Origin of the sequence: Dactylosporangium sp. NPDC049742 (assembly GCF_040674675.1) — a bacterium.
In the GTDB taxonomy this organism is placed as follows: domain Bacteria; phylum Actinomycetota; class Actinomycetes; order Mycobacteriales; family Micromonosporaceae; genus Dactylosporangium; species Dactylosporangium maewongense.
In genome coordinates, this window is sequence record NZ_JBFANF010000035.1 from 67,310 (window position 1) to 92,837 (window position 25,528).

Genomic DNA, 25,528 nt, shown 5'->3' on the forward strand with positions numbered 1-25,528 from the left:
ACCGGCGCCACCGGCCGCGGATCGTGGGAATCGATCAGCCCAGACCGGCCTCGCGGGCCAGGTCGATGGCCTGGGCACGGTCCGCGACCTGCAGCTTCGCGAAGATGTTGGAGACGTGGTTGCGGACCGTCTTCTGGCTCAGCCCGAGCCGCTGCGCGATCTGCGGGTTCGTCAGGTGCTGCGCGACGAACGCGAGGATCTCGTGCTCCCGGGCGGTCAGTCCGGGGATGGCCGGGGTGGGCGGGTCCCGGTCGACGTTGGCGAAGTAACCCATCAGCCGGGTCGCGATCGCCGGGCCGAAGATCGCCTCGCCGTCGGCGACCACCTTCACCGCGCGGATGATCTCCAGCCGGCGGGCGCCCTTCAGCACGTACCCGCGAGCCCCGGCGCGCAGCGCGGCGAACACCGAGTCGTCGTCGTCGGCCATGCTCAGCACCAGCACGCGCACGTGCGGGCTGGCCTCCAGGATGCGCTGGGTCGCGGCGATCCCGCCCATGCCGGGCATCGCGAGGTCGAGCAGCACGACGTCCGGCTGCGCGCGGGCGAGCGCGGTGAGGGCCTCCTCGCCGCTGGCCGCCTCGCCGCAGACCTCGACCTCGCCGGTGGTGGCGAGCAACGCCCGCAGCCCCGCCCGGAACTGCGCGTGGTCGTCGACGATCAGCACCCGTACCGACTCGCTCACGCGGCCCCTCCGATCGGCAGCGTGGCGGTGACGGTGGTGCCTTCGTCGGTGGCTGTCACGTCGAGGGTGCCGCCGAGCTCGTCGGCGCGTTCGCGCATCGAATGCATGCCCACCCCCGCGCCGCTGGTCGTGAACCGGCCGTCGTCGGTGACCGACAACCACAGCCGGTCGCCGTCCACCCGCAACGCTAGCCGGACCGTGGTCGCGCCGGCGTGGCGGCGGGCGTTGTTGAGCGCCTCGACCGCGATCAGGTACGCCGCGACCTCCACCGCGGCGGGCAGCGCCGGCAGGTCGTCGGCGGCGTCCACGCCGGCCCGCGGCCCGCCGGGTGGCCAGCCGGCGAGGTGGCCGACGAGCGCGCCGCGCAGCCCGAGCGTGTCCAGGGCCGGCGGCCGCAGGCCCTCCACGAGCCGGCGCACGTCGGCCATGGCGGTCTCCGCGTCCCGGACGATCTCCTCCAGGAGGCGCTCCGCCGCGTCCGGGCCGACCGCGAGGGCCGTCTCCGCCCGCATCGTGAGCCCGGCGAGGGTGGGGCCGAGACCGTCGTGCAGGTCGCGGCGCAGCCGGCGGCGCTCCTCCTCCCGCGCCTGGACGAGCTGCTCGCGGGAGCGCTGCAGGTCGGCGGCGAACCGGCCGGCCTGCACGGCCGGGCCGATGTGCCTGGCCACGTCCGCGAGCAGCCGCAGGTCGCGCGGGCCGAGCGCCGGCTCGCCGGGCCGCGGGCCGATCAGCAGCGTGCCGACGGTGACGCCGCCGGCGACGAGCGGCAGCTCGACGGGCTCCGCCGGGCGGGTCCCGATCTCGTAGGAGCGCCCTCCGTCGGCGTCGATGCGGATGTACGACAGCTGCAACGCCTCCCGGACCGTCGCGGTGCTCGTCGCCAGGACGGCCAGGGGATCCTGGGTCTGCGCGAGCCGTTCACCGAGCCTGGCGAGCACCGTGTAGGGGTCGTCGCGCTCGCCGTACACCAGAAGATTCACCCGCCGCTGCACCCAGGTGCGGGCCGTGCCGAAGACCAGGGCGGCGGCGACCGCGGCCACCACGGACGAGGCGCCCAGGTAGCCGACGATGACGAGGTACGCGCAGCTGACGCCGCCGGTCAGCACGACGAACACGGCGGTGCGGCTGATCAGCAGGTCGATGTCGAAGAGCCGGTGCCGCAGCACGGCGACGCCGATCCCGGCGGGGACGAGCGCGAGGGAGACACTGCCGGCGAGGTCCCACCACACGTTCCCGGCCGGCCAGATCTTGTCCCGGTGGCCGTCGGTGAGCCCGGCGGCGAGCCGGCCGACGACGACGAGCGCGACGAGGCCGATGGAGTACGCCAGCCAGCGGGCCTGCGCGCGCCGGGCTCCCGTCGCGGTGACGGCCTCGGCGACGACCCCGGCCGCGCCGGCGACGAACAGCAGGCCCGCCGCCGCGGTGAACACGGACTCGACGACCGGGGCGACGCCGCCGAACCCGGCCACACCCAGGGGGTTGGGCCGGCCGTCGGGCCCGACCTGGTCGTTGTGCCCCGGCTTCAGCGCGCCGGTGACCGCGGCGGCGGCGGCGAGGGCGGTGACCGTCCACAGCGCCCGGCGCATCCACCGGCCGGGGCGGCCGTCGGGGAAGAACGCGGGCACCGCGGCCAGGGCGAGGTTCGCGGGCGCCCACAGCCAGGTCTGCGGCCACGCGGCCGCGGTCGCGCCCGGCAGGCCGCGGATCGCGTACTGGCCGAACGCCTCCAGGAACACGAAGCACGCGGCGCCGAGCAGCAGCAGCCGGCCCAACGGGTTGGCCGGCCGCTGCCGCAGGACGAGACCGCCGGCGACCGTACAGGCGGAGACGGCGAACAGGTGGCTGACGCCGGCGAGCGGGGCGCCGTTGGCCATCGCCAGCCACACCGCCGCGCCCGCGACGGCGAGGGTGGCCCAGGCTGCACGGTGCATCGCCTTCAGACCCTAACGAGCTTTCCGCAGCCCGAACCCCAGGCCCGCGACGACGACCCACAGCGCGCCGGGGAACAGCGACGCGTACTGCACCGGGAACGCCTGCGTCGCGGCCACGAGCAGCGCGAGGACGACGCTGACACCCGCCAGCCACCTGCTGGCCGAGCCGTGCCGGAACCCGCCGACGGCGACCGCGGCGGCGGCGATCCCGGCGCCCGCCCACAGCCAGCTGATCGTGTTGTAGACCTCGATCAGCGCGGCGATCGTGTCGGGGTCCCAGCGGTCGGGCTCGCCGAGCGCCCAGTACAGCTCGGTGCAGATGCCGCCGCCGATGAACGCGGACACGGCGACGAGCCCCAGCCCGGCGGCCGCGATCCCGGGCACGAGGCTGCCGGCGGGCTCCTGCACGGCGAGGTGCCGGCGCAGCCCGGCCGCGAACACGATCAGGCTCACGGCGGTGATCACGCTGCTCACCTGGTACACCCAGACCAGGTCGCGGTGCGCGACGATCGCCGCGACGAGCTGCGCGTTGTCCTTGATGCCGTCGCCGACGTCGGTGGTCAGGTTCGCGCCGAGGAAGATGCCGACGGCGCCGGCGAGGCCGCCGATGGCACCGGTGAGCGCCCAGCCCCGGCGGGGCGCGGTGTATGTCTGTACGGCCGCCGCGGAGCGGTCCGGCACGGTTGCGTTCGTCATGCCAGTGAGCGTGCCGGTCCGGTGTCCCGGGCCGCATGGGTCAGCTGATCCCACCCGTCCGGGACATCACGGTGCGGCGTTGGCCTTCAGGAACTCGGTGACGGCCGCGGTGGCCTCGGCGGTGCCGTCGGCGGTGACGGTGAGCAGCGATGTGCCGTGCAGCCGGCCCGGGACGAGGGCGATGCGGCGGCGCGGGTCGGCGGTCGCGCCGTACATCGTCTGCGCGTCGGCGGCGAACGAGGTCTCGCCGGTGGCCGCGACGTACAGGACGGGCACGGCGATCCGGGTGACCGCGGCGGCGGCGTCCTCGCCCGCGTAGGTGGCGGGCGCCGACAGGCTCACCGCGGCGGTCACCGGCGGCTCGGCGGCGGCCGCCGCGACGAGGGAGGCGGTGCCACCGCGGGACGCGCCGATGAGGACGACCTTCTCGGCGCCGATGGTTCGCGTGTACGCGACCGCCCGCAGGACGTCGGCGGACGGCTTGCTCCCGTCGCCGCGCTGGGAGCGGCCCTCGCCGGCGAAGTCGAGGGCGAGGACGCGGTAGCCGGCGGCGGCCTCCTGCCTGGCCCACGACAGCCAGGAGCACGCGTCGGCGCTGGCCTGCGGGGCGAGGACGAGCACGGTCCTGCTCGTGGCCGCGCCGAGCAGCACGCCGGTCAGGAAGCCGCCGTTGCCCGGGAACGCGACCTGCTTGTCGTTGAGCTCGGGGTCGGCGCAGCGCCGGTCCGTCGGGCTCGGCGCCGCCTGCGGCGCGGACGCTGCCGTCGACGGTGCCGCAGGCGGTGCCCCGGTTGGTGCCGCGGCCGGGTCGCCGCCGCAGCCGGAGATCAGGGCCACCGCCAGCAGTCCGAGTCCAATGCGTCTCATGCTGGTCTGGACCGCCGGGAGGCGGCGCGGGTTGCGGCCGCTACCGGATCGTGACCAGTCCCGGCTGCGCGGCGGCGACGACGATGAGCAGCGGCGTCTCGTCGTAGCCGCAGACCAGCCACGCGTGGCTCGCGTACGTCTGCTGGGTGTACGACGTGTCGTGCGGCATCTGCTGGTAGCGCACGCGTTTGCCGTCGAAGTCGAGCCAGTGGACGGTGACCGCGTCCGTGCGTTTGTTCACGAACGTGACCGCGGTGGCGGCGCCCGTGGTCCCGGACCTGAGCGTGCCCTCCTCGGTCACCGGCCGGGTCGCCAGCTCCGGCAGCGCCGGCGGCGTCGAGGTCTCGGGCCGCTCCGGCAGCCGCGGCGGCACGGTCTCGCCCGGCGCCGGTGTTGCCGCCGCGGTGGTCGCGGGTGCCGCGGGTGCCGCGGTGGTCGCCGGGGGCGCCGCCACGGACGGGTCGTCGCCGTCGTCACCCGCGAGGCGGACCACGATGACGGCGGCGCCGACGAGGAGTGCGAGGACGCCGAGGATCGCCGCGCCGACGACCCAGGGCAGTAGGCCACCGCCCCGGGGCGGGTTGCCCCGCCGCGGCAGGTGGTGCGGCGGTGGGTACGGATGCGGCTGCGCCTGCTGCTGCGGCGGCGGGGGTGTCCAGGGCTGCGGACCCGGTGGCGGGGGCCAGGGTGCGGGTGGCCGCCGGTCATCGGGTGGCATGGTCACGGCGGCAGCGTATCGCCGCGCCGCCACCGCCCGGATCCGCTCAACTGTCACAGCACCACCGGCGAATGTCGCCCGGACACGCCGAGTAGTCGCTACATTACCTTCGATAGGCATTTGTCCAGAATGCTCCAGAGGGGACCGTTACCGTGGTGACCAGATCCGTGCCGCGCCCCGCCCGCCGCGCCGTCCGCGCTTTCCGTGCCGCCCGGGCCGTCCAGACCGCCCGCGCCGCCCGGGCCGGTCTCGCGCTGGCGGCCGTGGGCATCGTCGTCGTCGGCGCGACCGGGGGCACGGCGTTCGCGGGTCCTGGCCAGTTCAACCGCCCGAGCCCGGACGGCGGCACCGAGGTGCGCAGCCACGGCGTACACGCGACCGGCGGCGACCGGGAGGTCAACGACCGCAAGGCCGGCAAGCTCCCCGCCGCCCCGAAGCCGAAGGCGCCCGCGAAGGCCGACACCACCACGAAGACCGCCACGAAGCCCGCCGCGAAGGCCAAGGCGAAGACGAAAACCAAGCCTCGCAAGGTCGCGCACAAGCCGGCCGCGAAGCCGCCGCGCAAGGCCCCCGCCGGCACCCCGTCCGCCCCCGGCGCCGCTGCCCTGTCGACCCCCGTGCAGCAGGTGGCCGCCGCCCCGACCGCGGTCACGGTCACCGCTCAGTCCCCCACGTCGCTGAAGGTCTCGTGGAAGGTCAACATCAGCGAGACCGGCATCGTCGACCACTTCGAGGCCACCGCGATCGAGGACGCCACCAAGACCTGCCGCACCAGGACCAACGCCGCGACGAGCTGTGTGGTGCCGGCGCTGACGCAGGGCGCGACGTACTCGTTCACGGTCCGCGCCGTCGCCGTCCCGGACTCCGGCGCCCGCAGCTCGGTCCTGAGCGCCCTGTCCGCCCCGGCCACGGTCGGCGCCCCCGCCGCCGCCCGGACGACCCCCGCCAAGGCGCCGGCCACCGAACCCGCCCGCGACCCGCACCGGGCCACCCCGCCCTCGACCGGCGCGGCCCACACGAACCCCGCCACCCAGCCCGCCGCACAGACCACGACCGGCACGACCCGGCCCCCTTCCCACGGCGCGGCCGCCACGACACAGACCGCTTCCCACGGCGCGGGCACGACGCAGACCGCTTCCCACGGCGCGGGCACGACGCAGACGGTGGCCCAGGGCGCTGGCGCGACGCAGATCACTTCCCAGGTCGCTGGCACGACCCAGACCGCTGCCCAGGGTGCTGGCACGACGCAGGCCGCTGCCCAGGGTGCTGGCACGACGCAGGCCGCTGCCCAGGGCGCTGGCACGACGCAGGCCGCGAACGGTGCCGCGCCGGGGTCGAACGCCGCCGCCCGGACCCCGAACCGCGCCGCGCAGGACGCGAACCGCGCCGCGCAGCACCGGACCACGCAGGACTCGACGCGCCGGCTCGCCGGCACCGACAAGGGCCGCGACACCGCCCAGCCCGGCACCGCGGCCCAGCACCACGGCTCCACCGACGGCTTCGGCGCCCTGCTCGGCCTGCCGAACGGCACAACGGACACCGCCGTCGTCGCGGCCACCGCCGACACCCGCGACGGCCAGCGCACCCGGACCGGCGTCCTCGCCCTGCTGGGCCTCGGCGCGCTCGCCCTCGCCGGCCTCGTCACCGCCGCGATCACCCGCGGCCGCCGCGCCGCCGGCTGAGCATCACCACGCCGTGCGGCGCCCCCGCGTCAGGTCACGGGTGGATGGGAGCGGGCGGCGGCGAGGTGCCACTCGGAGCCGCGGGTGAACGGGTGGCCGTCGCCGAAGGACTCACGACGGCGGCGCAGCACGTCCTCGTGGGCGCGGATCGCGGCGTCGCGGTGGCCGGTCGCCAGGTATGCCCGGGCCAGGCCGGCGGTGGTGAGCGTGTCGGGATGCAGGTCGCCCAGTGCCCGGCGGTAGTCGCTGACGAGCGCCTCGTAGCGCTCGACGTCGGTGGTGTCGTCGGCGATCGGGGCCAGGACGTCGACCGGCAGCCCGTCGGGTCCGAGCCAGGAAAGCACGGCGAGCACCGTCCGGGCCAGGCCGGACCGGCGGGCGGCGGCGTCCGTGCTCACCCGCCAGACGGCGGCGATCGAGCGGCGCTCGTCGCCCTGGTGCGCGGCAACCCGGTCGAACCGCGTCGTCAGCAGCGCCCGGGTATCCGGCGAGGGTCATGCCGTCGTGGTGCGTGACATACGCGGCCGCCTGTTCGAGCACCGGGGAAGGTCGCGGAGGTCCGCGGCCAACACACCGGCGCCGTCGTCCGGTCTGTCGTCGGGTTCGTCGCTCGTCAGGCGGCGCAGGAGTGTGACGCTCGCGGTGCGGTCCAGGACGCGGAGCGGGTGGCGGGCGAGCCCGGCCCGCCGCCACATGGCGGTGCCGACGTCGCGGCGCGTGGTGAGCAGGACGTGTCCGCGGCCCCTGGCGCTGCCAAGGAGCCGGTCGACGTCGGGGAGCCGCTCGACGTTGTCCAGGATCAGCAGCCAGCCCGTGTGTGACTGCAGTCGGCCCATCGCCCAGTCGGCCGCCTCGGCGAGCGTGGCGACCGGGTGCAGTTGCCGGGTCAGGTCGGTCAGACCCGCCTCGACGTTCTGGCGGGTGTCGGCGGTCACCCACCACACCAGGCAGTACTGGTCGAGCGTGCCGGCGGCGTATTGGAGGGCGAGCTCGGACTTGCCGACACCGCCGAGCCCGTGCACCGCCGCGGCGAGGTTGTGCACCGCCGGGCCCTCGCTGGCCTCGTTACCGCCGCGATACCCGCGGCCCGCCGCGTCACCGGCTGACCCGCCCGCGTCAGGTTCGCCGTCGGAGACCGTCCAGTTCAGAGGGTCCTGGGGGCGGGGAGGCCGGCGGTTTCGGCGGTGAGGCGGGCGTGGCCGTCGAAGAGGGCGTCGCGGCCCTCCTCGGTGATCCAGTCGAAGTGGCCGTAGGCCTCCAGGGCGGCGAAGCCGTGCAGCGACGACCAGGCGTGCAGCATGGCCTGGAAGGTCTCCGCCGAGACCGGTACACCCGACTGCTGGTGCTTCTGCTCGGCGCACGCGGCGATGGCGGGGTGCACGTCGCGCAGCCGGGGGCGCCCGAGCACGCCCTGCGCCTGGGCCTCGAGGAAGAGCGACGACAGCTGTGACATCGCTCGCTGGGCGGCCTCGGTGGTGGGGCCGTCGACGGGGGCGGCGTAGCCGGGCAGGGGCATGCCGAGGATGAGGGCGAAGCGCTGCGGATCCTGCCGGGCCCACTGGCGGTACGAGCCGGCGACCGCCATGAACCGGCCGCCGACGTCGTCGGAGGGGACCGCGTCGCGGGCCTCGGCGACGCAGCGGCCGAGATCGTCGTACGCGTCGGCGATGAGGGCGCTGAGCAGCTCGTCCCGGTCGGCGAAGTAGCGGTAGAGCGCCGGCGGCGTCATCTCCATGGCCCGGGCGATGTCGGCGAAGCGGATGTCGACGGTGCCCTGCTCCCGCATGTGGGTGAGGGCGGTGTGCTTGATCTCGTCGATGGTCGCCGCGCGCGCCTTCTCCCGCCGGGGTGTGTTCATGAGTCCTCCTGATGACCGTTCCGTTAATCATCGTTACAGAAGTGAAGGCGCTTGACAAGCGACGGGTCGTCATGTTGGTTAAGAGGCATAACGCAACTGACGCCCATTCACTGCTGAAGGCAGGGATCATGACCGACCTCCCGAACCCAGCGCTCGGCCCGCTCGGGCGGCTCGCCCGGGTGGCGTACCGGCGGCGTGGCCGGACCGTCGTCGCGTGGGTCGTCGCGCTCGCCGCGGCGTTCGCGCTGTCCAACTTCTTCGGCGGCGACTTCGCCGCCGACTACTCCGCGCCCGGCTCCGACTCCAAGGCCGCGACGCGGCTGCTCGAGGAGCGCTTCACCAGTCAGTCCGGCGCGACCGTCGCGGTCGTCGTGCGGGCCGACAACGGCGTCGCCGGCGCGAAGAGCGACGTGCAGGCGCTCCTGGCGAAGCTGGCGGCCGCGCCCCACGTCGCGGGCGTCGCCGACCCGTTCGCCGCGCCCGGCGGGATCTCGCAGGACGGCCGGACCGCGGTCGCCGACCTGCGCCTCGACGTGGTCAACCCCGACGACATGCCGGTCGAGGACAGCCAGCGCCTGATGGACATCGCCACCGAGGCGAGCCGCGCCGGGCTGACGGTCGCGCTCGGCGGGCAGAGCATCCAGCGCGCCGAGCAGGGCGAGATCGGCTCCGAGGGGATCGGCCTCGCCGCCGCCATCGTCATCCTGCTGCTGATGTTCGGCTCCGTGATCGCCGCCGGCCTGCCGGTCCTGGTCGCCGTCGCCGGGCTCGCCGTCAGCGCCACGCTGACCGGGGTCCTCATCCGCTTCGTCGACGCGCCCGACTGGTCCACGTCCCTCGCCACCATGATGGGCATCGGCATCGGCATCGACTACGTGCTGCTGATGGTCACCCGCTTCCGCGAGTGGCGCGCCGCCGGCCTCGAACCCGAGGCGGCGACCGTCGCGACGCTCGACACCGCCGGCCGCTCCGTGATGGTCGCCGGCAGCACGGTCATCGTCAGCATGCTCGGCCTGTTCGCGATGGGCCTGTCGTTCATGCGCGGCGCCGCGCTCGTCACGATCCTCGGCGTCCTCGTCACGCTGGTCGCGAGCGTCACCCTGTTCCCGGCGCTGCTGGGGTACCTCGGCCGGCACGTCGACAAGCTGCGCCTGCCGCTGCTCCGCCAGGGTGCCGTGACGGTCGCCGCCGGTGGGCACGTCGAGCCCGGCAAGGGCTGGCTGCGCTGGAGCGGGCTGGTCCAGCGGCACCGCTTCGTCTCGGCGTTCCTCGGCGTGGCGATCCTGCTCGCGCTGGCCGCGCCGTTCCTCGGCGTCCGGTTCGGCTTCCCGGACGCGGGCAACAACCGCGCCGAGACCACCACCCGCCAGGCTTACGACATGGTCGCCGAGGGCTTCGGCCCGGGCGCCAACGGCCCGCTCGTGCTCGCCGTCGAGCTGACCCGTCCCGGCGACACCACGGCGCTGGACAAGCTCGCCGCCGCCCTCCCCGGCGTCAACGGGGTGGCCGCCGCGATGCCGGCGCAGGTCAACCAGGACGGCACCGCCGCGGTCATCACGGTGCTGCCGCGCACCGGCCCGCAGGACGCCCGCACCGAGGACCTCGTCGAGCGGCTCCGGGACATCCTGCCGCAGACGGTCGCCGGCACCGGCGCCGACGTCCACATCGGCGGGATGACGGCCACCGCGATCGACAGCACCGCCAACATCGCCCGGCGGATCCCGCTGCTCATCGGCGGCGTGGTCCTGCTGTCGATGCTGCTGCTCCTGGTGTCGTTCCGCAGCGTCGCGGTGGCGCTGAAGGCGGCGGTGATGAACCTGCTGTCGGTCGCCGCCGCGTACGGCGTGGTCGCCCTCGTCCTGCAGGGCGGCTGGGCCGGCAAGCTGGTCGGCATCGACACCGAGACGCCGCTGCCGGCGTTCGTGCCGGTGCTGATGTTCGCCGTCCTGTTCGGCCTCTCGATGGACTACGAGGTCTTCCTCGTCAGCCGCATGCGCGAGGTCTGGACCCGCACCGGCGAGAACGCCCGCGCCGTCACCGACGGCCTCGCCGGCACCGCCCGCGTCATCACGGCCGCGGCCGCCATCATGATCGCGGTGTTCGCCGCCTTCATCCCCAGCCCCGACCTGGTCCTGAAGGTCATCGGCGTGGGCATGGCGTCCGCGATCTTCCTCGACGCGACGGTCGTCCGCCTCCTGCTCGTCCCGGCCGCGATGCACATCCTCGGCCGCGTCAACTGGTGGATGCCGGCCTGGCTCGGCCGCCTCCTGCCCGAGCTGCACGTCGAGGGCAAGGCCCAGGACCACCTGCCGGCCGAGCCCAAGAAGCTGGCCACGACCACCGCCTGACCGGCGCGGCGAAGAGCGGGCCCGACCTGTGGCCCGCTCTTCGCCGTTTCGTGATCAGGTGGGTCGATGCGTGCGGAAGGATCGCCGGTATGAGGGACGAGAAGATCTCGGGCTGGCGGCCGGACTTCGCGCGTGCGCGGGTGCAGCTGGACCGGCAACGGGACCGGCTGCTCGCGCTGGTCGGGCGGCGGGTGACCGCCGGCTGGACCGGCTGGGACCCCGAGCGTGACCGGTGGTTCGAGGACATCCCGCTCGTGCTGGTCATCGACGATGGGACGCAGCTGGAGCTCGCCTGGCAGGCCTGGGACGGCCTGTCCGTGACCTGGGACACGATCGATCTCGCGGTCGCTCCCGAGGCCGTCGGGCGCCCGCACGAGCGGCGGCCGTCGGCGCCGGAGCCGCTCGCGGCGGTCGTCGGCCGGGTGGTGACGGAGATCGCGGTGACCGAGTCGCCGTGCTTCCGGGGTGGTGACGACGTGGATTTCAACGTCGACCCGTTGCCGTGGCACGCATTCGCCGGCTGGGTGACGTCCGGCCTGTGGATCGTCACGGACGGCGGCGGGCTGCACGTCTACAACGGGCGCGACGCGAACGGGCTCGGGACCGCCCCGTTCACGCCGGGCTACGAGAGCGCGACCCGGGTGTCGCCCCTGGCGACCTTCGTCGGGGAGGGATGAGCGGCGCTCAGCCCTTGGTGGAGCCCAGGGACAGGCCGGCGATGAAGTGCTTCTGCAGGGCCACGTAGACGATGAGGGTCGGGATCGCGGCGATCAGGGCGGCCGCGGCGATCATGTTCTGGTTGGCGACGAACTGGCCCTGGAGGTTGGCCAGGGCCGAGGTCACCGGGCGCTTGTCGCCGGTGGAGATGAGGGTGATGGCCCAGAAGAAGTCGTTGTAGATCCAGGTGGTGAGCAGGGTCGCCAGGGCGGCGAGGGCGGGGCGGCACAGGGGGAGCGTGAGCCGCCAGAACCGGGTCCAGACGCCCGCGCCGTCGACGACGGCGGCCTCGTCGAGCTCGTTCGGCAGGGTCTTCATGTAGTTGCTGAGGACGAAGACGCAGAAGCCGAGCTGGAAGGCGACGTTGATGGCGATGAGGCCGAGGTACGAGTTGTACATCAGGCCGCTCTCGCTGAGCCAGTGTGGCAGCGGGATCGCCAGGTACAGGCGGAACAGGGGCGTGATGATGACCTGCTGCGGCAGCAGGTTGCCGGCGGTGAACAGGATGAGCAGGGCGATGTTCCAGCGGAACCGCAGCCGCGCTACGACGTAGGCGAACGACGAGGCCAGCAGCAGGGTCAGCACCACGGCCGGCACCGTGACGATCAGCGAGTTGAGGAAGAAGCGCCACATGTCGGACTGGGTCCACGCGGCGCGGAAGTTGGACAGCGTCAGGCCTGACGGCAGCGAGACGTAGCCGTGCGCGTTGGTGTCGGCGATCGGTCGCAGCGCCACGTACAGCGCGAACAGGATCGGCGTCAGCCACAGCGCGATCATCGTGAGCATGAACGCCTGGGACGCCACGCGCCACGGGCGGCGGGTCATGAGCGGGCCTCCTCGCGGCGGAACGCCTGGTACAGGAACAGCGTGATCGGCACGAGCGAGATGACGAGCAGGATGACGCCGAGGGTGGAGCCGAAGCCGATCCGCTGGGTCTCGCCGACGATGTTCTGGGTGACGGCGACGGACAGCAGTTCGAGGCCCTTCAGCGGGTTGCCGCCGGAGGTGATGTACACGAGGTCGAACGCGCGCAGCGACTCGATCACCGTCACCACCATGACCACGATGTTGATGGGGCGCATCGCGGGGAAGACGACCCGCCAGAACGTCTGCCAGGCTGACGCGCCGTCCATGAGGGCGGCCTCGCGCAGCGCCGGGTCCACCGCCTTCAGCCCGGCGAGATAGAGGATCATCACGTAGCCGGCCTGCCGCCAGCTGGCCTCGACGAGCAGGGCCCAGAGGTTGAGGGACGGGTCGCCGAGCCAGTCGATGAGGTTGTCGTCGCCGGTGCGGTGCAGCAGCGAGTTCACCAGGCCGAAGTTGGGCGAGTAGATGAGCTCCCAGATGATGCCGATGAGGGCGAGGGAGAGCATCACGGGCAGGAACAGGATGCTCTGGTAGATGCGGGAGCCGCGGATGCCACGGTCGATGACGACGGCGAACAGCATCCCGAGCGGCGTCGCGAAGCACACGAACACGAGCAGCCAGATGATGTTGTGCCGCACGGCCGGCCAGAAGTCGGGGTACGTGGTGAACGCCTGCTCGTAGTTGCGGACACCGTACAGGCAACCGGGCTGCGGAATGCCGGGCACGGACGGCAGCGAGTCGCAGGACTGCAACGTCACCCCGCCGACGCCGGTCCACTTCGTGAACGACAGCCCGACCGACGCCAGCGCCGGCCCCCAGATGAGCAACGCCTCCAGCAGCAGCGGGATGCCGAGCATGACCGCGACGACCGCGACGTCGCGGCGGGTGAGCAGGCGACGGCGGCGCCGTCCCAGAAAGCCCCGCTTCACTTGGTGAAGATGGTTTTCGCCTGGTCCTCCGCGGTCTTCAGGATGGAGGTGACCGTGCCCGGGCTCGGGTCGTCGATGAACGTCTGGATCAGCTTGATCATCGCGGTGGCCATGTCGGGGACCGTGTCGCGGTCCATGAACTGGGACACGTTCTTGCACTTGGCGATCTCCGCGACGGACTTCTTCTGGATCTCGTTGTAGGTCGGCGCGACCAGACCGTTGGCGAGCCCGACGTCCCAGTGGTCGTTCTGCAGGAAGCTGGTCTCCGCCTCGGGGGTGCCGATGTGCTGCAGGACCACCTTCGCGGCGGCGGAGTTCTTGCCCTTCTTCGGCAGGATGAAGCCGTCGGTCGGGGCGTCCATGTAGTACTGGCCGTGCTCGGGGTTGATCGCCGGGTAGGGGAAGAAGTCCAGGTCGGCGAGGTTCGCGGGGGCGTAGTTCGCGGCGACCTGGTTGGAGCCCTGGAACATCATCCCGGCCTGCTTGTTCTCCAGGGTCTTGGCCGCGTCCTGCCAGGTGCGACCGTTGGCGCCGTTCTGCACGTACGGCATCAGCTGCCGCCACTGGTCGAACACCGCCGCGACCTTCGGATCGGTCCACGGCACCTCGTGCTTCATCAGCCGCATGTGGAAGTCGTAGCCGTTGATGCGCAGGTTCAGGATGTCGAACGTGCCCAGCGCCGGCCAGCCGTCCTTCTCCGCGAACGCGATCGGCACGAGGCCGTCGGTCTTCATCTTCTGGCACAGTGCGATGAACGCGTCCCAGGTCGCGGGGACCTGGTAGCCCTTCGCGGCGAAGACGCTCTTGTTGTAGAAGACGACCCACGGGTAGTTGTACAGCGGCACCAGGTAGTAGTGCCCGTCGATGCCCTTGGACAGGCTGCGGGCGGCGTCGTTGAACGTGCCGCCGATCTTCTCCCACACGTCGTCGATCGGGGTGAGCAGCCCCTGCGCGGCGAAGAACTGCAGCCGGTACCCGGCGAACCAGGTCGCCAGGGAGTCCGGCGTGCCCTGCAGGTAGCTGCTGATGTTGTTCTGGAACGTGTTGTGGTCGGTGGTGTTGACCGTGATCGGCACCTTCGTCGCCGACGTCGCGGCCGCGCACAGCGCCGCGAACGCCTGCTTGGTGGCGTCGTCGGAGTAGTTGGACCCGAACGTGATCGGGTCGGTGACGGTGCCGGAGTCGGGCGCCTTGCCGTCGTCGTCGCCGCAGCCGGCGACGAACGTGGGCGCTCCGAGGAGCGCGGACGCGGCGGCGAGGCCTTTGAGCGCGGAGCGGCGGGACAACCGGGCGTCTGTCATGTTCGCCTCCGGGCGGATTCGGCGAAAAGGCAACAGGTTCCAACGCGGATGCTCATAAGCCATCACAGCAAAGCCGGTCGATGTGACAGTTGTCAAGCATTGATCGCCATCGCGATCTCCCGGGCGGTGTTCACCCCGGGTTCACAGGAAGTTCGGGTGGCTTCTCCGAGCCGGCTCCGAGGTTCGTCCGGTGCGCTCACCTGCGTGCGACTGAGCTTCGACCAGGCGGGGCACGCGCTGCGGGCGCCGAGCCGGCTGCACGCGTTCAACCGCTACGAGATCAAGTACCTCGTGGACGCCGCGCTCGTGCCGGCGTTGCGCGAGGAGTTCGCGCGCCGCCTGGACGCCGACAGTCACGCCGGCGCCGACGGCTACGGCGTCTGGAGCGTCTACTACGACACCCCCGGCCTGCGGTTCTACTGGGAGAAGATCGAGGGGCTGCGGTTCCGCCGGAAGCTGCGGCTGCGGCACTACGGCGACCGGTTCGCCGTCACCGACGACACGACGGTCTACGTCGAGATCAAGCAGCGGGTCAACCGGGTCACGCAGAAGCGGCGGGTGCCGCTGCCGTACGGGACGGCCCGCCGCCTCTGCGACGAGCGCACGATGGTGGCGCACGACGGCGCCCAGCGCGCCTTCCTGGAGGAGGTCCTCGGCCTCGTGTCCGGCCTGGACCTGCGGCCGGTGACCGTGACCGGTTACCAGCGGGAGGCGTTCGTCGGCCGGGACGCCGACGTCGGCCTGCGCGTCACCCTCGACCACCGGATCCGCGGCCGCGACCGCGACTTCCACCTCGGCGCCGACGCGCAGAACCGGCTCGTCGTGCCGGCGTCCCGCTCGATCCTCGAGGTGAAGGCCAACGACCGCGTCCCGTACTGGATGACCGACCTCGCCGCCCGCACCAACCTGTCCGTGGCGCGGGTGTCCAAGTACTGCCAGAGCGTCGAGGCGTTCGGCCGCGCCCCCCGCTCGATCTTCCATGTCCGCGACGACGTAGGTGAGTGACGATGCCATTCGATGTTCAGGACCTGTCGGGCACGTTCAGCGTCGGTGACATCGCCGCCGCGCTGTCGCTGTCGTTCGTGCTCAGCGCGATCATCTTCCGCAACGCCATCAAGGAGACCCGCGACGTCGGGTTCATCTTCCTCGTCATGGGCGTCGGCATGGCCGCCGGCACCCGTTTCTACACCCTGGCGATCGTCGCGACCGTCGCGATCTGCCTGATCATCACCGTCATGTACCGCTTCAACTGGTTCGCGCTCAACGTCCAGCGGCAGGTGGTGAAGGTCCAGGTCCCGCCCGACGGCGACTACGCCGAGCGCGTCCGCGACGTGCTGATCCGGCTCACCAGCGAGTTCGAGCTGGTCAGCATGGAGTCGATCCGCGGCGGTGCGCTCACCGAGCTGATGTACACGGTCCGGCTCGCCAAGGGCAAGGAGCCCACCGACCTCGTCGCCGCGCTCAGCGAACGCACCGCCGGGCAGCGCGTCACCGTCCTGACCGGTTACGACCAGACGGACCTCTGATGCGCCGGCGGCTGGTCCGGCGGATCCCGGTGCGGGTGCGCCAGTACTGGAAGCTGCTGGCGGCCTGCGCCGCGTTTCTGGCCGTGCTGACGCTGGTCTTCGGCACGGACCGGGTCCGGCCGTTCGTCACCAGCCCCGGCGCGGCGGCGGGCGACCAGGCGGGGGACAGGGGGTCGGTGAACGTCGAAGGCCGCCGCGACCTGTTCGACGCGACCGTCGCGCACACCCTGAGGCTCACCTTCCGCGACGCGGACTACCAGCGCGTCCTCGACGCGTACTTCGACGAGGGGGAGAAGGAGTACCTCGAGGCGGACCTCGTGGTCGACGGCGTCCTGGTGCCGAGCGTCGGGATCCGCCTGAAGGGCAACTCGACGCTCGGCGGCCTGACCAGAAACGGTCAGACCCGCCCGGGCGGCTTCCGTCCCGGCGGCGGCGCGTTCCCGGGCGGCGGCGCGTTCCCGGGCGGCGACGCGTTCCCCGGCGGCGGTCAGTTCCAGGGTGGGCGCCCGCCGGGCGGGCAGATGCCCGCCCCGATGGGCGGCGGCGGGCCGATGGGCGGGCGGGCCACGCTCAAGGCGGAGCAGCCCGAGACCCTGCCCTGGCTGATCAATTTCGACACGTACGTCGACGGCCGCCGCTTCCAGGGGCACAAGGAGATCGCGGTCCGGGTCGCCGGCATGGGCGGCGGATCCACGGTGCTCAACGAGGCCCTCGCCCTGGACCTGCTCGGGTCGGTGGGGGAGCCGGCGCAGCGCTACGCGTACAGCAGCTTCACGGTGAACGACCGCCCCACCACCGCCCGCCTGCTCGTCGAGCTCCCGGAGGCGCGGTTCGCCGGCGGCGCGCTGTACAAGGCGCTCAGCACCAGCCAGTTCACCGACCAGGGCGACGACCCCACCGCCTACCAGGACGACTTCAAGCAGGTCACCGGCAAGGGCAGCCAGGACCTCCAGCCGGTCATCGACCTCATCCGCTGGGTGGGCACCGCGAGCGACGCCGACTTCGACCGGGACCTCGGCGACCACGTCGACGTCGCCGCGTTCGCCCGGTACGTCGCGCTGCAGAACCTCCTGCTCAACTTCGACGACATGGCCGGCCCCGGGCGCAACTACTACCTGTGGCTGGACCCCGCGACCGGCCGGTTCCGCGTCGTCGCCTGGGACCACAACCTCACGTTCAGCGGCGCCGCCGGCCAGGGCCCGTTCGACGCCGGCCGGACGGGCGGGCGACTGGGCGGCCACCGGCTCAAGGAGCGGGCGCTGACCAGCCCCGCGTTCAAGGTGGTGTACGAGCGGGCCTACCGCGACCTGTACCGCCGCCTCTACGCGGGCGCGCAGGCACTGTCCACACTGGACTCGATCGTCAAGGTGCTCGGCACCGTCGCCGGCGGCGACCCGGCCATCACCGCGTCGGACGCCGAACGGCTGCGGACCCTGCTCGTGGCCCGCACCCAGAGCCTCGCCGAGGACCCGGTCGTCACGGGCTGAGTACGCGTACCTGCCGGCACGTGAGTAGCGGCACGGTGCCGTACAGGAGCGACAGGCGGAACACTGTCGGCATGAGCTCCTATCGTGGTGCCAGCATGGCCAGGTGGTGGGCGACGGTCGTGGTCGGTGCCGCGGCCGCGCTGCTGTTCGCCTGGCTCGGCAAGGTCGCCGGCGTGTCCCTGCGGACGCTGCTCACCGTCGGCGCCGGGCTCGCCGCCCTCATGTGGACGGTCGTGCTCGTCACCTGGCCGTGGAACCTGTACTTCGACGCCCGGCACGTCACCGCCGAGCACGAGGTCTCCCGCGCCCGGGGCATCGCGGTCCCGCCGGCCCGCGACGACGAGGCCAGGCGGATCGCGCGGTGGATGCTGCGCTTCGCGATCGGCGGGCACCTCGCCACCGCCGCCGTCACCGCGGTCTTCGCGGCCGTGTCCGGCGAGCTGACCGGCTACTACCTCGCCGGGTTCTACCTGCTGTCCACGCTCGTGCGGCCGGCCGCCGCATACTTCGGCCACCTCCGCGAGCGGATCACGTCGCTGCGCCGGGAGAGCACCCACCCCCGCGACGACGTCGTCACGCTCAACGCCGCCGTGGAGTCGCTCAAGGAGGCCGTGGAGCGGGTGCAGCGGGAGCTCGACGAGGCCCGGACGGCCACCGCCGACGACCTGGCCAGGCTGCGCAAGCAGGCGGGCACCGACCTGACCCGCCTGGAGGACGCGCAGGCCGCCGACCGGGCCGCCGCCCGCGACCGCGACGAGGCGCTCAAGGCCCGCATCGACCAGATGGCCCGCCGCGTCGAGGGCACCCTCGACGGCATCAGCGACCACCAGGAGCTGCTGACCGGCATCCGCGCTCTGGTGCGGATGATCAGGACGGATCCGGCGTAGCCCCGTCCTGCCACGCGCGGAAGACGGCCGGCAGCCCCGGGTGGCCGGCGTCGGCCAGGTGCACCAGCTTGTGCCTGGTCATCGCCATCCCGAGCCGGACGCCGTCGTGCAGGCCGGCGCCGCCGGCCAGCGCCGCGACGAGCCCGGCGGCGTAGACGTCCCCGGCGCCGGTCGCGTCGACGACCCGCTCCACCGGCACCGGGTGCTGCGGGTGGAAGCGGGCCCGCAGCAGCGGCCCCGACCGCGTGAACGTCGTGACGCCGGCGGGGCGCTTGACGTGCACGAAGCGCCCGGGCCGGCCGACCCGCAGGATCCGGTCCGCGGCCCACGTGTCGTCGCCGGTCGTGCCGAGGGCCTGCAGCTCCCGCTCGTTGAGCAGCACGTGGTCGGCCAGGGTGGCGAGCGCGGTGACCGGCGCCGACCCGCTCGCCGCCCACACGTGCCCCGGGTCGAACGACAGCACCGTCTCCGGGCTGCGCTCCCGCACCGCGGCGAGCACGGCGGCGAGCACCACCGGCGTCTGCTGGTCCAGGAACGACGTCACGTGCACGATCCTGGCCGCCGACAGGTACTCCACCACCGCCTCGAACTCGACCTCCAGGTGCGCGGCCATGCGGTCGTTGGCGCCGGGGTGGACCAGCAGCGTCCGCTCACCGTCCTCGACCAGCGACAGGCACACCCCGCTGAGCTCGCGCGGCTCCTCGCGCAGCATCCCCGTGTCGACGCCGAGCGCGCGCAGCCGCCCCGCGAGCGGGGTGCCCGGCACCGGCAGCCGGCCGGCGACGCCGACGTAGCCGAGCCGGAGCCCGGCATCGATGTGCGCCAGCGCGTTGATCGTGTTGTAGGCGGACCCGCCGACGGCGACCCGGACCGCCGCGCCCTGCACCGTGCGCAGGGCGGCGTCGACCGTCGCCGCGCCGACCCTGCCCTCCGCGCCCCAGACGACGGAGCCCCGCAGCAGCGCCTTCGCGGCGGGTGACACCGGGGCGATCGAGTCGAGGTTGAGGGCCCCGACCCCGACGACGTCGAACCTGAACCCCACCTGACTCCTCAGCCGGCCACAGTCTGATGCTCCCCGACCAGGGTCGGCGACGCGGCGTCGAACGCCGCCTCCACGGTAACCCGCTCCATCTCCGCGGCGAGCGCCTGGATGTCGGCGGGGGACAGCCGGTGCGTGTCGGCGCAGATCGAGACGTCCACCGCGCCGGGCGCGGCGTCGACGCTGATGTTGAGCTCGGCGTCCAGCACGTCGACCTTCCGGTTCCACCAGCTCGTCGACAGCGGCACCGCGTCGGCCAGCTGCCGCGGGGTCGCCAGGTCGTCCGCGGGCGGCGGCGCGCCGTCGCGGGTGCGGCGGTCGTTCACGATGATCGAGAAGTCGACGTCGCCGCGGTCCGCGCGGACCCGCTCCAGCATCGCCGTCAACGCGAGCGGGTCGAAGTGGCCGTGCATGTACGCGTTCGTCGCCGCCGTCCACGCCCGCCCGACCACCTCGTCGAACGTCGCGCCGGCCACGTCGACCGCGCAGATGCTCAGCTGGGCGAGCTGGCTCACCGAGCCGGCGCAGCCGGGACGGAAGCGGTTGCTCACCACCAGCTGCGCGACGCTCGGGTTGTGGCCCGTGAGCCGGGCCAGGGCGACCGAGTAGGCGGCGAGGACCACGTAGCCGACCCCGGCGCCGGTGCGGTGCGCGACCAGCTGCATCGCCAGGTGCATCGCCGGCGAGCGGTGGGTGAGCTCCCAGTACCGCGGCTCCTGCGGGTCGTCGGAGACGCCGAACCGCCGCGCGGGGATGGCCCGCAGGATCTGCTCCCAGTGCCGCAGCGACTTGTCGCTCTGCCGCCGCCCGGACGCCGTCGCCTGCTTCGCCGCCATCTCCAGCGGCGTCAGCCCGGGCAGCGGCGCCGCCGTCGTGCCGGTCGCCGGGTCGAGGTTGGCCATGTCCCGCACGATCGCGTCGATGCCGAAGCCGTCCACGGCGACGTGGCAGTACAGCACGACGACGTGCGTCACCGAACCGTCGCGGCACACGACGCCCATCCGCACGGGCCACTCGGCCTCGTAGTCGAACGGCGCCGCCTCGTACCGCAGCCGCAACGCCTCGGCGACGGCCTCCGGCTCCTCGTCGGTGCCGACGTCGACGACGTCGAGGGGCACCTCGCCGGCCTCGGACACGACCTGCCGGACCGGGTCGCCGAACCGCAGCCTGGTGCGCAGCGCCTGGTGACGGCTCACCAGATAGCGCAGCAGGGTCCGCATGGACTCCACCGACGTCCCCGGCGGCATCGCCACGGTCCCGCCGATGTTCATGCTCAGCCCGGTGTCCCGCATGGTCTGCCAGATCCCCAGCTGTGCCCAGGTCAGGTCGGCCTCCCCGGCCCCCTCACCGTGAAACGGCACGAGGATGCGACGTGTGCTACTGCCCATTCGCCATTTCCCTTTCTCGGACCGCCCAGGGAAATTCTCTGCACGCATCCGAAGAAGTCAATGGCCCGGGTGGTCAGGGGGTGATGGAGGCCCGGCGGGCGGCACGGGAGCGGCGCACGCCCAGGACGCCGACCACGATCAGGAGGACGCCGAACACGCCGACACCCGCGACGATCATCGTCAGGTCGTGCAGCGTCAGGTTGGACATGAACGAGGACATGGCGCCAAGTGTGCCAGTTCGCCGGCCGCCGCGATGCCCCGGATGATCACGCGGGGCGAGCGCCGGCCGGCCCGCTGCCACCCGGGCCGGCCGTCTCGCTTCCGGTGAGCTTGTGCGATCGCATGCTTCGCTTCCGGTAACACCAGTCTCAGTGGAACCGCCCGGCACGGGGCACGAACCGCCGCGGCACCACCCGATCGATGATTTTTAGGGCACCTTGAGCGCGGCCACCGTGGTCGTCAGGCCGGCGGTGAGCCGGTCGAGCTCCGCGGCGAGCTCCTTCGCGCGCAGCACCGTCGCGTGCGCCTCCTTGCGCTTGCCGGCGACCACGGTCATCGTGTCGGCGATCTCGGCGGCGCCGCCGGCGGCCCGGCCGATGCCGCCCGACATGCCCGCGGTGGTGCTGCTCTGCTGCTCGACCGCGCGGGCGATCGTCGTCTGGAAGCCGCTGACCCGGCCGATGACGTCGGTGATCCGGCCGATCGCCTGCACGGCGCCGGTGGTGTCTGCCTGGAGCGCGGCGATGCGGCGGGTGATGTCCTCGGTCGCGGTGGCCGTCTCCTGCGCCAGGTCCTTGACCTCGCTGGCGACGACGGCGAAGCCCTTGCCCATCGCGCCCGCGCGGGCCGACTCGATCGTGGCGTTCAGGGCGAGCAGGTTCGTCTGCTCCGCGATCGACGTGATGACCTTGATCACGGCGCCGATCTCCGACGAGGAGTCGCCGAGCCTGGTCATCGTCCTGCCGGTGGCGTCGGTGACCCGGACGGCGTCGGCGGCCACGGTCGCGGCCTCGCCGCTGCTGCGGGAGATCTCGCCGATGCTGGCGTCCAGCTGCCGCGCGCCGTCGGCGACGCCGGTGACCTGGGTGTGCACGTGCTTGGCCGCCTCCAGGACGCGCTGCGACGCGGCGACGGACTGCTCGGCCGAGGTGAGCATCTCCTCGACGATCCCGCCGAGCTGCCGGCCGGCGGCGCCGAGCGCGGCGGCCGCCGCGGCGACGTCACGGACCGTGCCGGCGACCCGGTCGAGCGCGCCGTTCACGGCGGCGGCCAGCGGCGAGGCGCCCGCGGGCACGCGCCCGGTGAGGTCGCCGGCGGCGGCCCGGCGCAGCACCCGCGCCGCCTCGTCCCCGCCGCCCGCACCACGGCGGCCCGCGACGAAGCCGATCGCGACGCCGGCCAGGATGCCGCCCAACACGATCAGAAACGTGGACATGATGCCCTCCCGGTCCTCCCATCGGCCGGGAACGTGAGGAAACCAGAGGTTCCGGTGATGGACTTCCCGCATCGATGAGGCAGGATGACCCCGATGGGCGAGCTGCTGCTTGGGGGTCGCTATCACCTCGAGGAGCTGCTCGGCTCGGGCGGCATGTCGGTGGTGTGGCGGGCCCGTGACGAGGTCCTGCACCGTGCGGTCGCGGTGAAGGTGCTGCACCTGAACGACGACCGGCAGGACGGCCGGATCCGGGCGGAGGCGCGCGCCGCCGCCGCGCTGTCGCACCCCAACCTCGCCCAGGTGCACGACTTCGGCGAGGACGGCTTCCCGTTCCTGGTCATGGAGCTGGTCGAGGGCCGGACCCTCCAGCAGCACATCGACGACGGCCCGATGCCGCCGGCGGAGGTGTTCCGGGTCTGCGCGGGCGTCGCCGCCGGGCTCGCCGCCGCGCACGAGGCCGGGCTCGTCCACCAGGACGTCAAACCGGCGAACATCATGGTCACCCCCGCCGGCGCGAAGCTCGTCGACTTCGGCCTCGCCACGCCCGCCGGCTCGCGGCTGCCCGACGACGTCCTCGGCACGCCCGCGTACCTGGCCCCGGAGCGGCTGACCGGGCAGGTCGCGCCGCCGTCGGACGTCTACGCGCTCGGGGTGCTGCTCTACCGGCTCCTGTCCGGGGAGCTGCCGTGGACGGCGGAGACGACCACCCAGCTGATCCGCGACCACGTCTTCACGCCGCCGCTGCCGCTGCCGCCGCTGCCCGGGGTGCCCGACGCCGTCGCCCGGCTGTGCATGGCGAGCCTGGCGAAGGATCCGGCCGGCCGCCCCTCCGCTTCCGCCGCCGCCGGTGTACTGGCAGCGGCCGCCGCCACCGGGACGACGCCGACCGGCGCGGTGGCCGCCCCCGTGCCGGTCGAAGCCGCCGCCACCGGTGGCGGCGGGTCCGACCGCGGGGGGCGGGGCCGCCGGTTCGCCCTCGCCGCCCTCGTCCTGCTCGTCGCCGCCGCCTTCCCGTGGATCCTGGCCGCGCTGGACGGCGCCGGACGGCGCGACACCGCCGGCGCGGCCACCAGCGACCCCGCGCATCCCGACGCCCAGCGCGGCACGCTGCCGGGTGGCGCCGGGCCGGGCGGCACCGCGTCGACCGGCGCGACCGGTTCGCAGGGCCCCGGGCCGGGCCTGCCCCCGCAGCCGTGGGGCGGCACGCCCGCGACCACGCCGGCCGGGCCCGCCACGCCCACGGGGCCCACGACGCCCACCGGGGGCACGACGCCGCCGCGCACCGCCGGGCCGACGCCGCAGGGGACCGCGCCGGTCGCGTTCACCACCGAGGCCGGCACCGTCCAGGCCGCGTGCGCCGGCGCCGGGCGGGTCCGGATCGTGACCGTGACGGTGACCAGGCCGTACAAGACGGAGACCCGCCAGGACGGTCCGGCCGCGACCGCGTTCGTCGAGCTCCGCCACGGCAACGACCTGCTCCGGATGACGTTCACCTGCCCGTCCGGCGAACCTGTCATGAATGTGACTCGTAGCACCCGCTGATTCGCGCTGCGTGTACATCTACCTATGAATTGTCGCTGATCAATGGTCGGCTGGTCTGATGACCAGACCTTCCACGCACGCGGTGATCCTCGGCGCCAGCATCGCCGGGCTCCTCGCCGCCCGCGCGTTGAGCGACACCTTCGGCACCGTGACCGTCATCGACCGCGACGACCTCACCGGCACCGGCCCGCGCAAGGGCGTCCCGCAGGGCCGGCACGCGCACATGCTCTTCGCCAAGGGCCGCGAGGTCCTCGAGGACCTGTTCCCCGGCCTCACCGGCGAGCTCGTCGCCGCCGGCGCGCTCACCGTCGACATCCAGGCGGGCTTCGCCTGGCACAACGGCCCGAACCCGATGGCCCGCGCCGCCTCCGACCTCGTCGTCCTGGCCGTCAGCCGGCCGGCCCTGGAGGACTACCTGCGGGCCCGCGTCGGCAAGCTCCCCAACGTCGCCCTCCGCGGCGGCCTCGAAGCCACCGGCCTGCTGCACACCCCGGCCTCCGTCACCGGTGCCCGGGTCGTCCCCGCCGGGGCCGGGCCCGGCGGCGCGACCGAGGAGGTGCGGGCCGACCTGGTCGTCGACGCCACCGGCCGGGGCAACCGGGGCACCACCTGGCTCGGCGAGCTCGGCTACGCGCCGCCGGAGCAGGACAGCGTCATGGCCGGCGTCGTGTACGCCACCCGCGAGTACGAGCGCCGCCCCCTCGCCAGCGGCATGCTCGGCGTGCTGACCGGGGTGACGCCGGAGTACCCGTACGGCGCGGCGCTGCTGCCGATGGAGGGCGACCGCTGGATCCTGACTCTCGCCGGGCTCGGCGACGACCTCCCGCCCACCGACGAGGCGGGGTTCGCCGCCTTCGCGACCCGCCTGCCGATCGGCGACCTCGCCGAGGTGGTGCACGGCGCCCGGCCGCTCGGGCCGGCGCGGCCGTTCCGCGTCCCGGCGAGCGTGCGCCGGCGGTACGAGCGGATCCCCCGCCACCCGGAGGGCTTCCTCGCCTTCGGCGACGCCGTCTGCGCCTTCAACCCGATCTACGGCCAGGGCATGACCGTCGCCGCGCTCGAGGCTCTGGAGCTGCGGGCCGCGGTCGCCGACGGGCTGGACGGCCTGCCCAGGCGCTTCTACGCCAGGGCGGCGAAGGTGATCGACACGCCGTGGGACATGGCCGTCGGCGGCGACCTCGCGTTCCCGGCGGTGCCCGGCCGGCGCACCGCGAAGATCCGGTTCTTCAACTGGTACATCGCGAAACTGCTGCGCGCGGCGGAGACCTCGCCGGAGGTGGCGGTCGCCTTCCACCGCACGGTGAACCTGACCGCGCCGCCGGAGCGCCTCTTCGCCCCGGCGATCCTGCGGCGGGTCTTCCTCGGCCGGCACTGACGCCGTCGGCGTCGCCGCCGCTGACGCTGACGGCGGCGCTGACTCTGGCGTTCACGGCGGCGTTGACGGTTGACGCTGGCGTTTGACGTTGACGGCTGACGCTGGCGTTCACGGCGGCGTTTGACGGCTGGCGTTGATGGCGGCGCTGACGTTGATGGCGGCGTTTGACGGCTGGCGTTGATGGCGGCGCTGACGTTGATGGCGGCGTTTGACGGCTGGCGTTGATGGCGGCGCTGACGTTGATGGCGGCGTA

Annotated in this window: 24 protein-coding genes; 9 read left to right on the forward strand and 15 right to left on the reverse strand. The window is 73.3% G+C overall.

Going from position 1 to position 25,528, the window contains the following annotated elements:
- Window positions 1-34 precede the first annotated feature (34 nt).
- From AB0J72_RS34810 to AB0J72_RS34830, 5 genes are all read right to left on the reverse strand, one after another.
- Window positions 35-682, reverse strand: coding sequence for a response regulator transcription factor (locus AB0J72_RS34810; RefSeq protein ID WP_344499044.1), 648 nt, complete (start codon window positions 680-682; stop codon window positions 35-37).
- Window positions 679-2,613 (reverse strand): sensor histidine kinase, encoded by a 1,935-nt coding sequence (locus AB0J72_RS34815; protein ID WP_363406199.1) that lies wholly within the window; start codon window positions 2,611-2,613, stop codon window positions 679-681. Before AB0J72_RS34815 ends, AB0J72_RS34810 begins: the two co-directional genes overlap by 4 nt.
- A gap of 12 nt (window positions 2,614-2,625) precedes the next feature.
- Window positions 2,626-3,309 carry a hypothetical protein gene (locus AB0J72_RS34820; protein ID WP_363406202.1) on the reverse strand — a complete coding sequence of 228 codons (684 nt, stop codon included), beginning with the start codon at window positions 3,307-3,309 and terminating at the stop codon, window positions 2,626-2,628.
- Window positions 3,310-3,375: 66 nt separating this feature from the next.
- A complete protein-coding gene (locus tag AB0J72_RS34825; protein ID WP_363406205.1) occupies window positions 3,376-4,176 on the reverse strand; it encodes an alpha/beta fold hydrolase in 801 nt (266 codons plus the stop codon).
- Between the two features lie 40 nt (window positions 4,177-4,216).
- Window positions 4,217-4,894, reverse strand: a complete 678-nt coding sequence (locus AB0J72_RS34830) for a hypothetical protein (protein WP_363406367.1) — start codon at window positions 4,892-4,894, stop codon at window positions 4,217-4,219.
- 155 nt (window positions 4,895-5,049) lie between these two features.
- On the opposite strand from AB0J72_RS34830, the gene AB0J72_RS34835 reads away from it, so the two are divergent.
- Entirely contained in the window at window positions 5,050-6,576 is a 1,527-nt protein-coding gene (locus AB0J72_RS34835) for a fibronectin type III domain-containing protein (RefSeq protein ID WP_363406208.1), read from the forward strand.
- 29 nt (window positions 6,577-6,605) lie between these two features.
- Here AB0J72_RS34835 and AB0J72_RS34840 read toward each other — a convergent pair whose 3' ends face one another.
- From AB0J72_RS34840 to AB0J72_RS34850, 3 genes are all read right to left on the reverse strand, one after another.
- The gene (locus AB0J72_RS34840) at window positions 6,606-6,974 is read right to left on the reverse strand and encodes a tetratricopeptide repeat protein (RefSeq protein WP_363406211.1); all 369 of its coding nucleotides are present in this window, start codon (window positions 6,972-6,974) and stop codon (window positions 6,606-6,608) included.
- A 96-nt stretch (window positions 6,975-7,070) separates the two neighbouring features.
- On the reverse strand, window positions 7,071-7,619 hold the full coding sequence (locus AB0J72_RS34845) for a hypothetical protein (RefSeq protein ID WP_363406214.1): 549 nt from the start codon (window positions 7,617-7,619) through the stop codon (window positions 7,071-7,073).
- 101 nt (window positions 7,620-7,720) lie between these two features.
- A complete protein-coding gene (locus AB0J72_RS34850) occupies window positions 7,721-8,434 on the reverse strand; it encodes a TetR/AcrR family transcriptional regulator (RefSeq protein WP_360564173.1) in 714 nt (237 codons plus the stop codon).
- A gap of 128 nt (window positions 8,435-8,562) precedes the next feature.
- Between AB0J72_RS34850 and AB0J72_RS34855 the strand changes: the two genes are divergently transcribed.
- On the forward strand, window positions 8,563-10,782 hold the full coding sequence (locus tag AB0J72_RS34855) for an MMPL family transporter (protein WP_363406217.1): 2,220 nt from the start codon (window positions 8,563-8,565) through the stop codon (window positions 10,780-10,782).
- An 89-nt stretch (window positions 10,783-10,871) separates the two neighbouring features.
- Entirely contained in the window at window positions 10,872-11,459 is a 588-nt protein-coding gene (locus AB0J72_RS34860) for a hypothetical protein (RefSeq protein ID WP_363406220.1), read from the forward strand.
- 7 nt (window positions 11,460-11,466) lie between these two features.
- Here the strand turns inward: AB0J72_RS34860 and AB0J72_RS34865 are convergent, their stop codons facing one another.
- Genes AB0J72_RS34865 through AB0J72_RS34875 form a run of 3 tightly spaced genes read right to left on the reverse strand, consistent with a single transcriptional unit; the run spans window position 11,467 to window position 14,596 of the window.
- On the reverse strand, window positions 11,467-12,324 hold the full coding sequence (locus tag AB0J72_RS34865; RefSeq protein WP_363406223.1) for a carbohydrate ABC transporter permease: 858 nt from the start codon (window positions 12,322-12,324) through the stop codon (window positions 11,467-11,469).
- On the reverse strand, window positions 12,321-13,295 hold the full coding sequence (locus AB0J72_RS34870) for a sugar ABC transporter permease (protein ID WP_363406226.1): 975 nt from the start codon (window positions 13,293-13,295) through the stop codon (window positions 12,321-12,323). Before AB0J72_RS34870 ends, AB0J72_RS34865 begins: the two co-directional genes overlap by 4 nt.
- Window positions 13,292-14,596 carry an ABC transporter substrate-binding protein gene (locus AB0J72_RS34875; protein ID WP_363406229.1) on the reverse strand — a complete coding sequence of 435 codons (1,305 nt, stop codon included), beginning with the start codon at window positions 14,594-14,596 and terminating at the stop codon, window positions 13,292-13,294. Before AB0J72_RS34875 ends, AB0J72_RS34870 begins: the two co-directional genes overlap by 4 nt.
- Window positions 14,597-14,800: 204 nt before the next feature.
- On the opposite strand from AB0J72_RS34875, the gene AB0J72_RS34880 reads away from it, so the two are divergent.
- From AB0J72_RS34880 to AB0J72_RS34895, 4 genes are all read left to right on the forward strand, one after another.
- Window positions 14,801-15,601, forward strand: a complete 801-nt coding sequence (locus AB0J72_RS34880; protein WP_363406231.1) for a polyphosphate polymerase domain-containing protein — start codon at window positions 14,801-14,803, stop codon at window positions 15,599-15,601.
- Window positions 15,602-15,603: 2 nt separating this feature from the next.
- Window positions 15,604-16,122 (forward strand): DUF4956 domain-containing protein, encoded by a 519-nt coding sequence (locus AB0J72_RS34885; RefSeq protein WP_363406234.1) that lies wholly within the window; start codon window positions 15,604-15,606, stop codon window positions 16,120-16,122.
- Window positions 16,122-17,609 (forward strand): CotH kinase family protein, encoded by a 1,488-nt coding sequence (locus AB0J72_RS34890; protein ID WP_363406237.1) that lies wholly within the window; start codon window positions 16,122-16,124, stop codon window positions 17,607-17,609. Before AB0J72_RS34885 ends, AB0J72_RS34890 begins: the two co-directional genes overlap by 1 nt.
- Window positions 17,610-17,680: 71 nt before the next feature.
- A complete protein-coding gene (locus AB0J72_RS34895; protein WP_363406240.1) occupies window positions 17,681-18,496 on the forward strand; it encodes a hypothetical protein in 816 nt (271 codons plus the stop codon).
- Here the strand turns inward: AB0J72_RS34895 and AB0J72_RS34900 are convergent.
- From AB0J72_RS34900 to AB0J72_RS34915, 4 genes are all read right to left on the reverse strand, one after another.
- Entirely contained in the window at window positions 18,477-19,538 is a 1,062-nt protein-coding gene (locus AB0J72_RS34900; RefSeq protein ID WP_363406243.1) for a carbohydrate kinase family protein, read from the reverse strand. The two genes, AB0J72_RS34895 and AB0J72_RS34900, sit on opposite strands and share 20 nt — an antisense overlap.
- A gap of 8 nt (window positions 19,539-19,546) precedes the next feature.
- On the reverse strand, window positions 19,547-20,923 hold the full coding sequence (locus tag AB0J72_RS34905) for a condensation domain-containing protein (protein ID WP_363406246.1): 1,377 nt from the start codon (window positions 20,921-20,923) through the stop codon (window positions 19,547-19,549).
- Window positions 20,924-20,996: 73 nt separating this feature from the next.
- Window positions 20,997-21,143, reverse strand: a complete 147-nt coding sequence (locus tag AB0J72_RS34910) for a hypothetical protein (RefSeq protein ID WP_360564191.1) — start codon at window positions 21,141-21,143, stop codon at window positions 20,997-20,999.
- Between the two features lie 207 nt (window positions 21,144-21,350).
- Complete coding sequence (locus AB0J72_RS34915) at window positions 21,351-22,358, reverse strand: methyl-accepting chemotaxis protein (protein WP_363406249.1); 1,008 nt, start codon at window positions 22,356-22,358, stop codon at window positions 21,351-21,353.
- Between the two features lie 93 nt (window positions 22,359-22,451).
- Here AB0J72_RS34915 and AB0J72_RS34920 point away from each other — a divergent pair, with 93 nt between their 5' ends.
- Together AB0J72_RS34920 and AB0J72_RS34925 are read left to right on the forward strand one after the other, a co-directional pair.
- A complete protein-coding gene (locus AB0J72_RS34920) occupies window positions 22,452-23,900 on the forward strand; it encodes a serine/threonine-protein kinase (protein ID WP_363406252.1) in 1,449 nt (482 codons plus the stop codon).
- A 58-nt stretch (window positions 23,901-23,958) separates the two neighbouring features.
- Window positions 23,959-25,275: an FAD-dependent monooxygenase gene (locus AB0J72_RS34925; protein WP_363406255.1), complete on the forward strand. Its 1,317-nt coding sequence runs from the start codon at window positions 23,959-23,961 to the stop codon at window positions 25,273-25,275.
- The last annotated feature ends 253 nt before the right edge of the window (window positions 25,276-25,528 follow it).

Coding starts and splice junctions, on each gene's coding strand:
- AB0J72_RS34815 (WP_363406199.1), bottom strand. CDS start 2,613: ATGCACCGTGCAGCCTGGGCCACCCTCGCCGTCGCGGGCGCGGCGGTG.
- AB0J72_RS34820 (WP_363406202.1), bottom strand. CDS start 3,309: ATGACGAACGCAACCGTGCCGGACCGCTCCGCGGCGGCCGTACAGACA.
- AB0J72_RS34825 (WP_363406205.1), bottom strand. CDS start 4,176: ATGAGACGCATTGGACTCGGACTGCTGGCGGTGGCCCTGATCTCCGGC.
- AB0J72_RS34830 (WP_363406367.1), bottom strand. CDS start 4,894: ATGCCACCCGATGACCGGCGGCCACCCGCACCCTGGCCCCCGCCACCG.
- AB0J72_RS34850 (WP_360564173.1), bottom strand. CDS start 8,434: ATGAACACACCCCGGCGGGAGAAGGCGCGCGCGGCGACCATCGACGAG.
- AB0J72_RS34855 (WP_363406217.1), top strand. CDS start 8,563: ATGACCGACCTCCCGAACCCAGCGCTCGGCCCGCTCGGGCGGCTCGCC.
- AB0J72_RS34860 (WP_363406220.1), top strand. CDS start 10,872: ATGAGGGACGAGAAGATCTCGGGCTGGCGGCCGGACTTCGCGCGTGCG.
- AB0J72_RS34865 (WP_363406223.1), bottom strand. CDS start 12,324: ATGACCCGCCGCCCGTGGCGCGTGGCGTCCCAGGCGTTCATGCTCACG.
- AB0J72_RS34875 (WP_363406229.1), bottom strand. CDS start 14,596: ATGACAGACGCCCGGTTGTCCCGCCGCTCCGCGCTCAAAGGCCTCGCC.
- AB0J72_RS34885 (WP_363406234.1), top strand. CDS start 15,604: ATGCCATTCGATGTTCAGGACCTGTCGGGCACGTTCAGCGTCGGTGAC.
- AB0J72_RS34890 (WP_363406237.1), top strand. CDS start 16,122: ATGCGCCGGCGGCTGGTCCGGCGGATCCCGGTGCGGGTGCGCCAGTAC.
- AB0J72_RS34895 (WP_363406240.1), top strand. CDS start 17,681: ATGAGCTCCTATCGTGGTGCCAGCATGGCCAGGTGGTGGGCGACGGTC.
- AB0J72_RS34905 (WP_363406246.1), bottom strand. CDS start 20,923: ATGGGCAGTAGCACACGTCGCATCCTCGTGCCGTTTCACGGTGAGGGG.
- AB0J72_RS34910 (WP_360564191.1), bottom strand. CDS start 21,143: ATGTCCTCGTTCATGTCCAACCTGACGCTGCACGACCTGACGATGATC.
- AB0J72_RS34915 (WP_363406249.1), bottom strand. CDS start 22,358: ATGTCCACGTTTCTGATCGTGTTGGGCGGCATCCTGGCCGGCGTCGCG.
- AB0J72_RS34920 (WP_363406252.1), top strand. CDS start 22,452: ATGGGCGAGCTGCTGCTTGGGGGTCGCTATCACCTCGAGGAGCTGCTC.
- AB0J72_RS34925 (WP_363406255.1), top strand. CDS start 23,959: ATGACCAGACCTTCCACGCACGCGGTGATCCTCGGCGCCAGCATCGCC.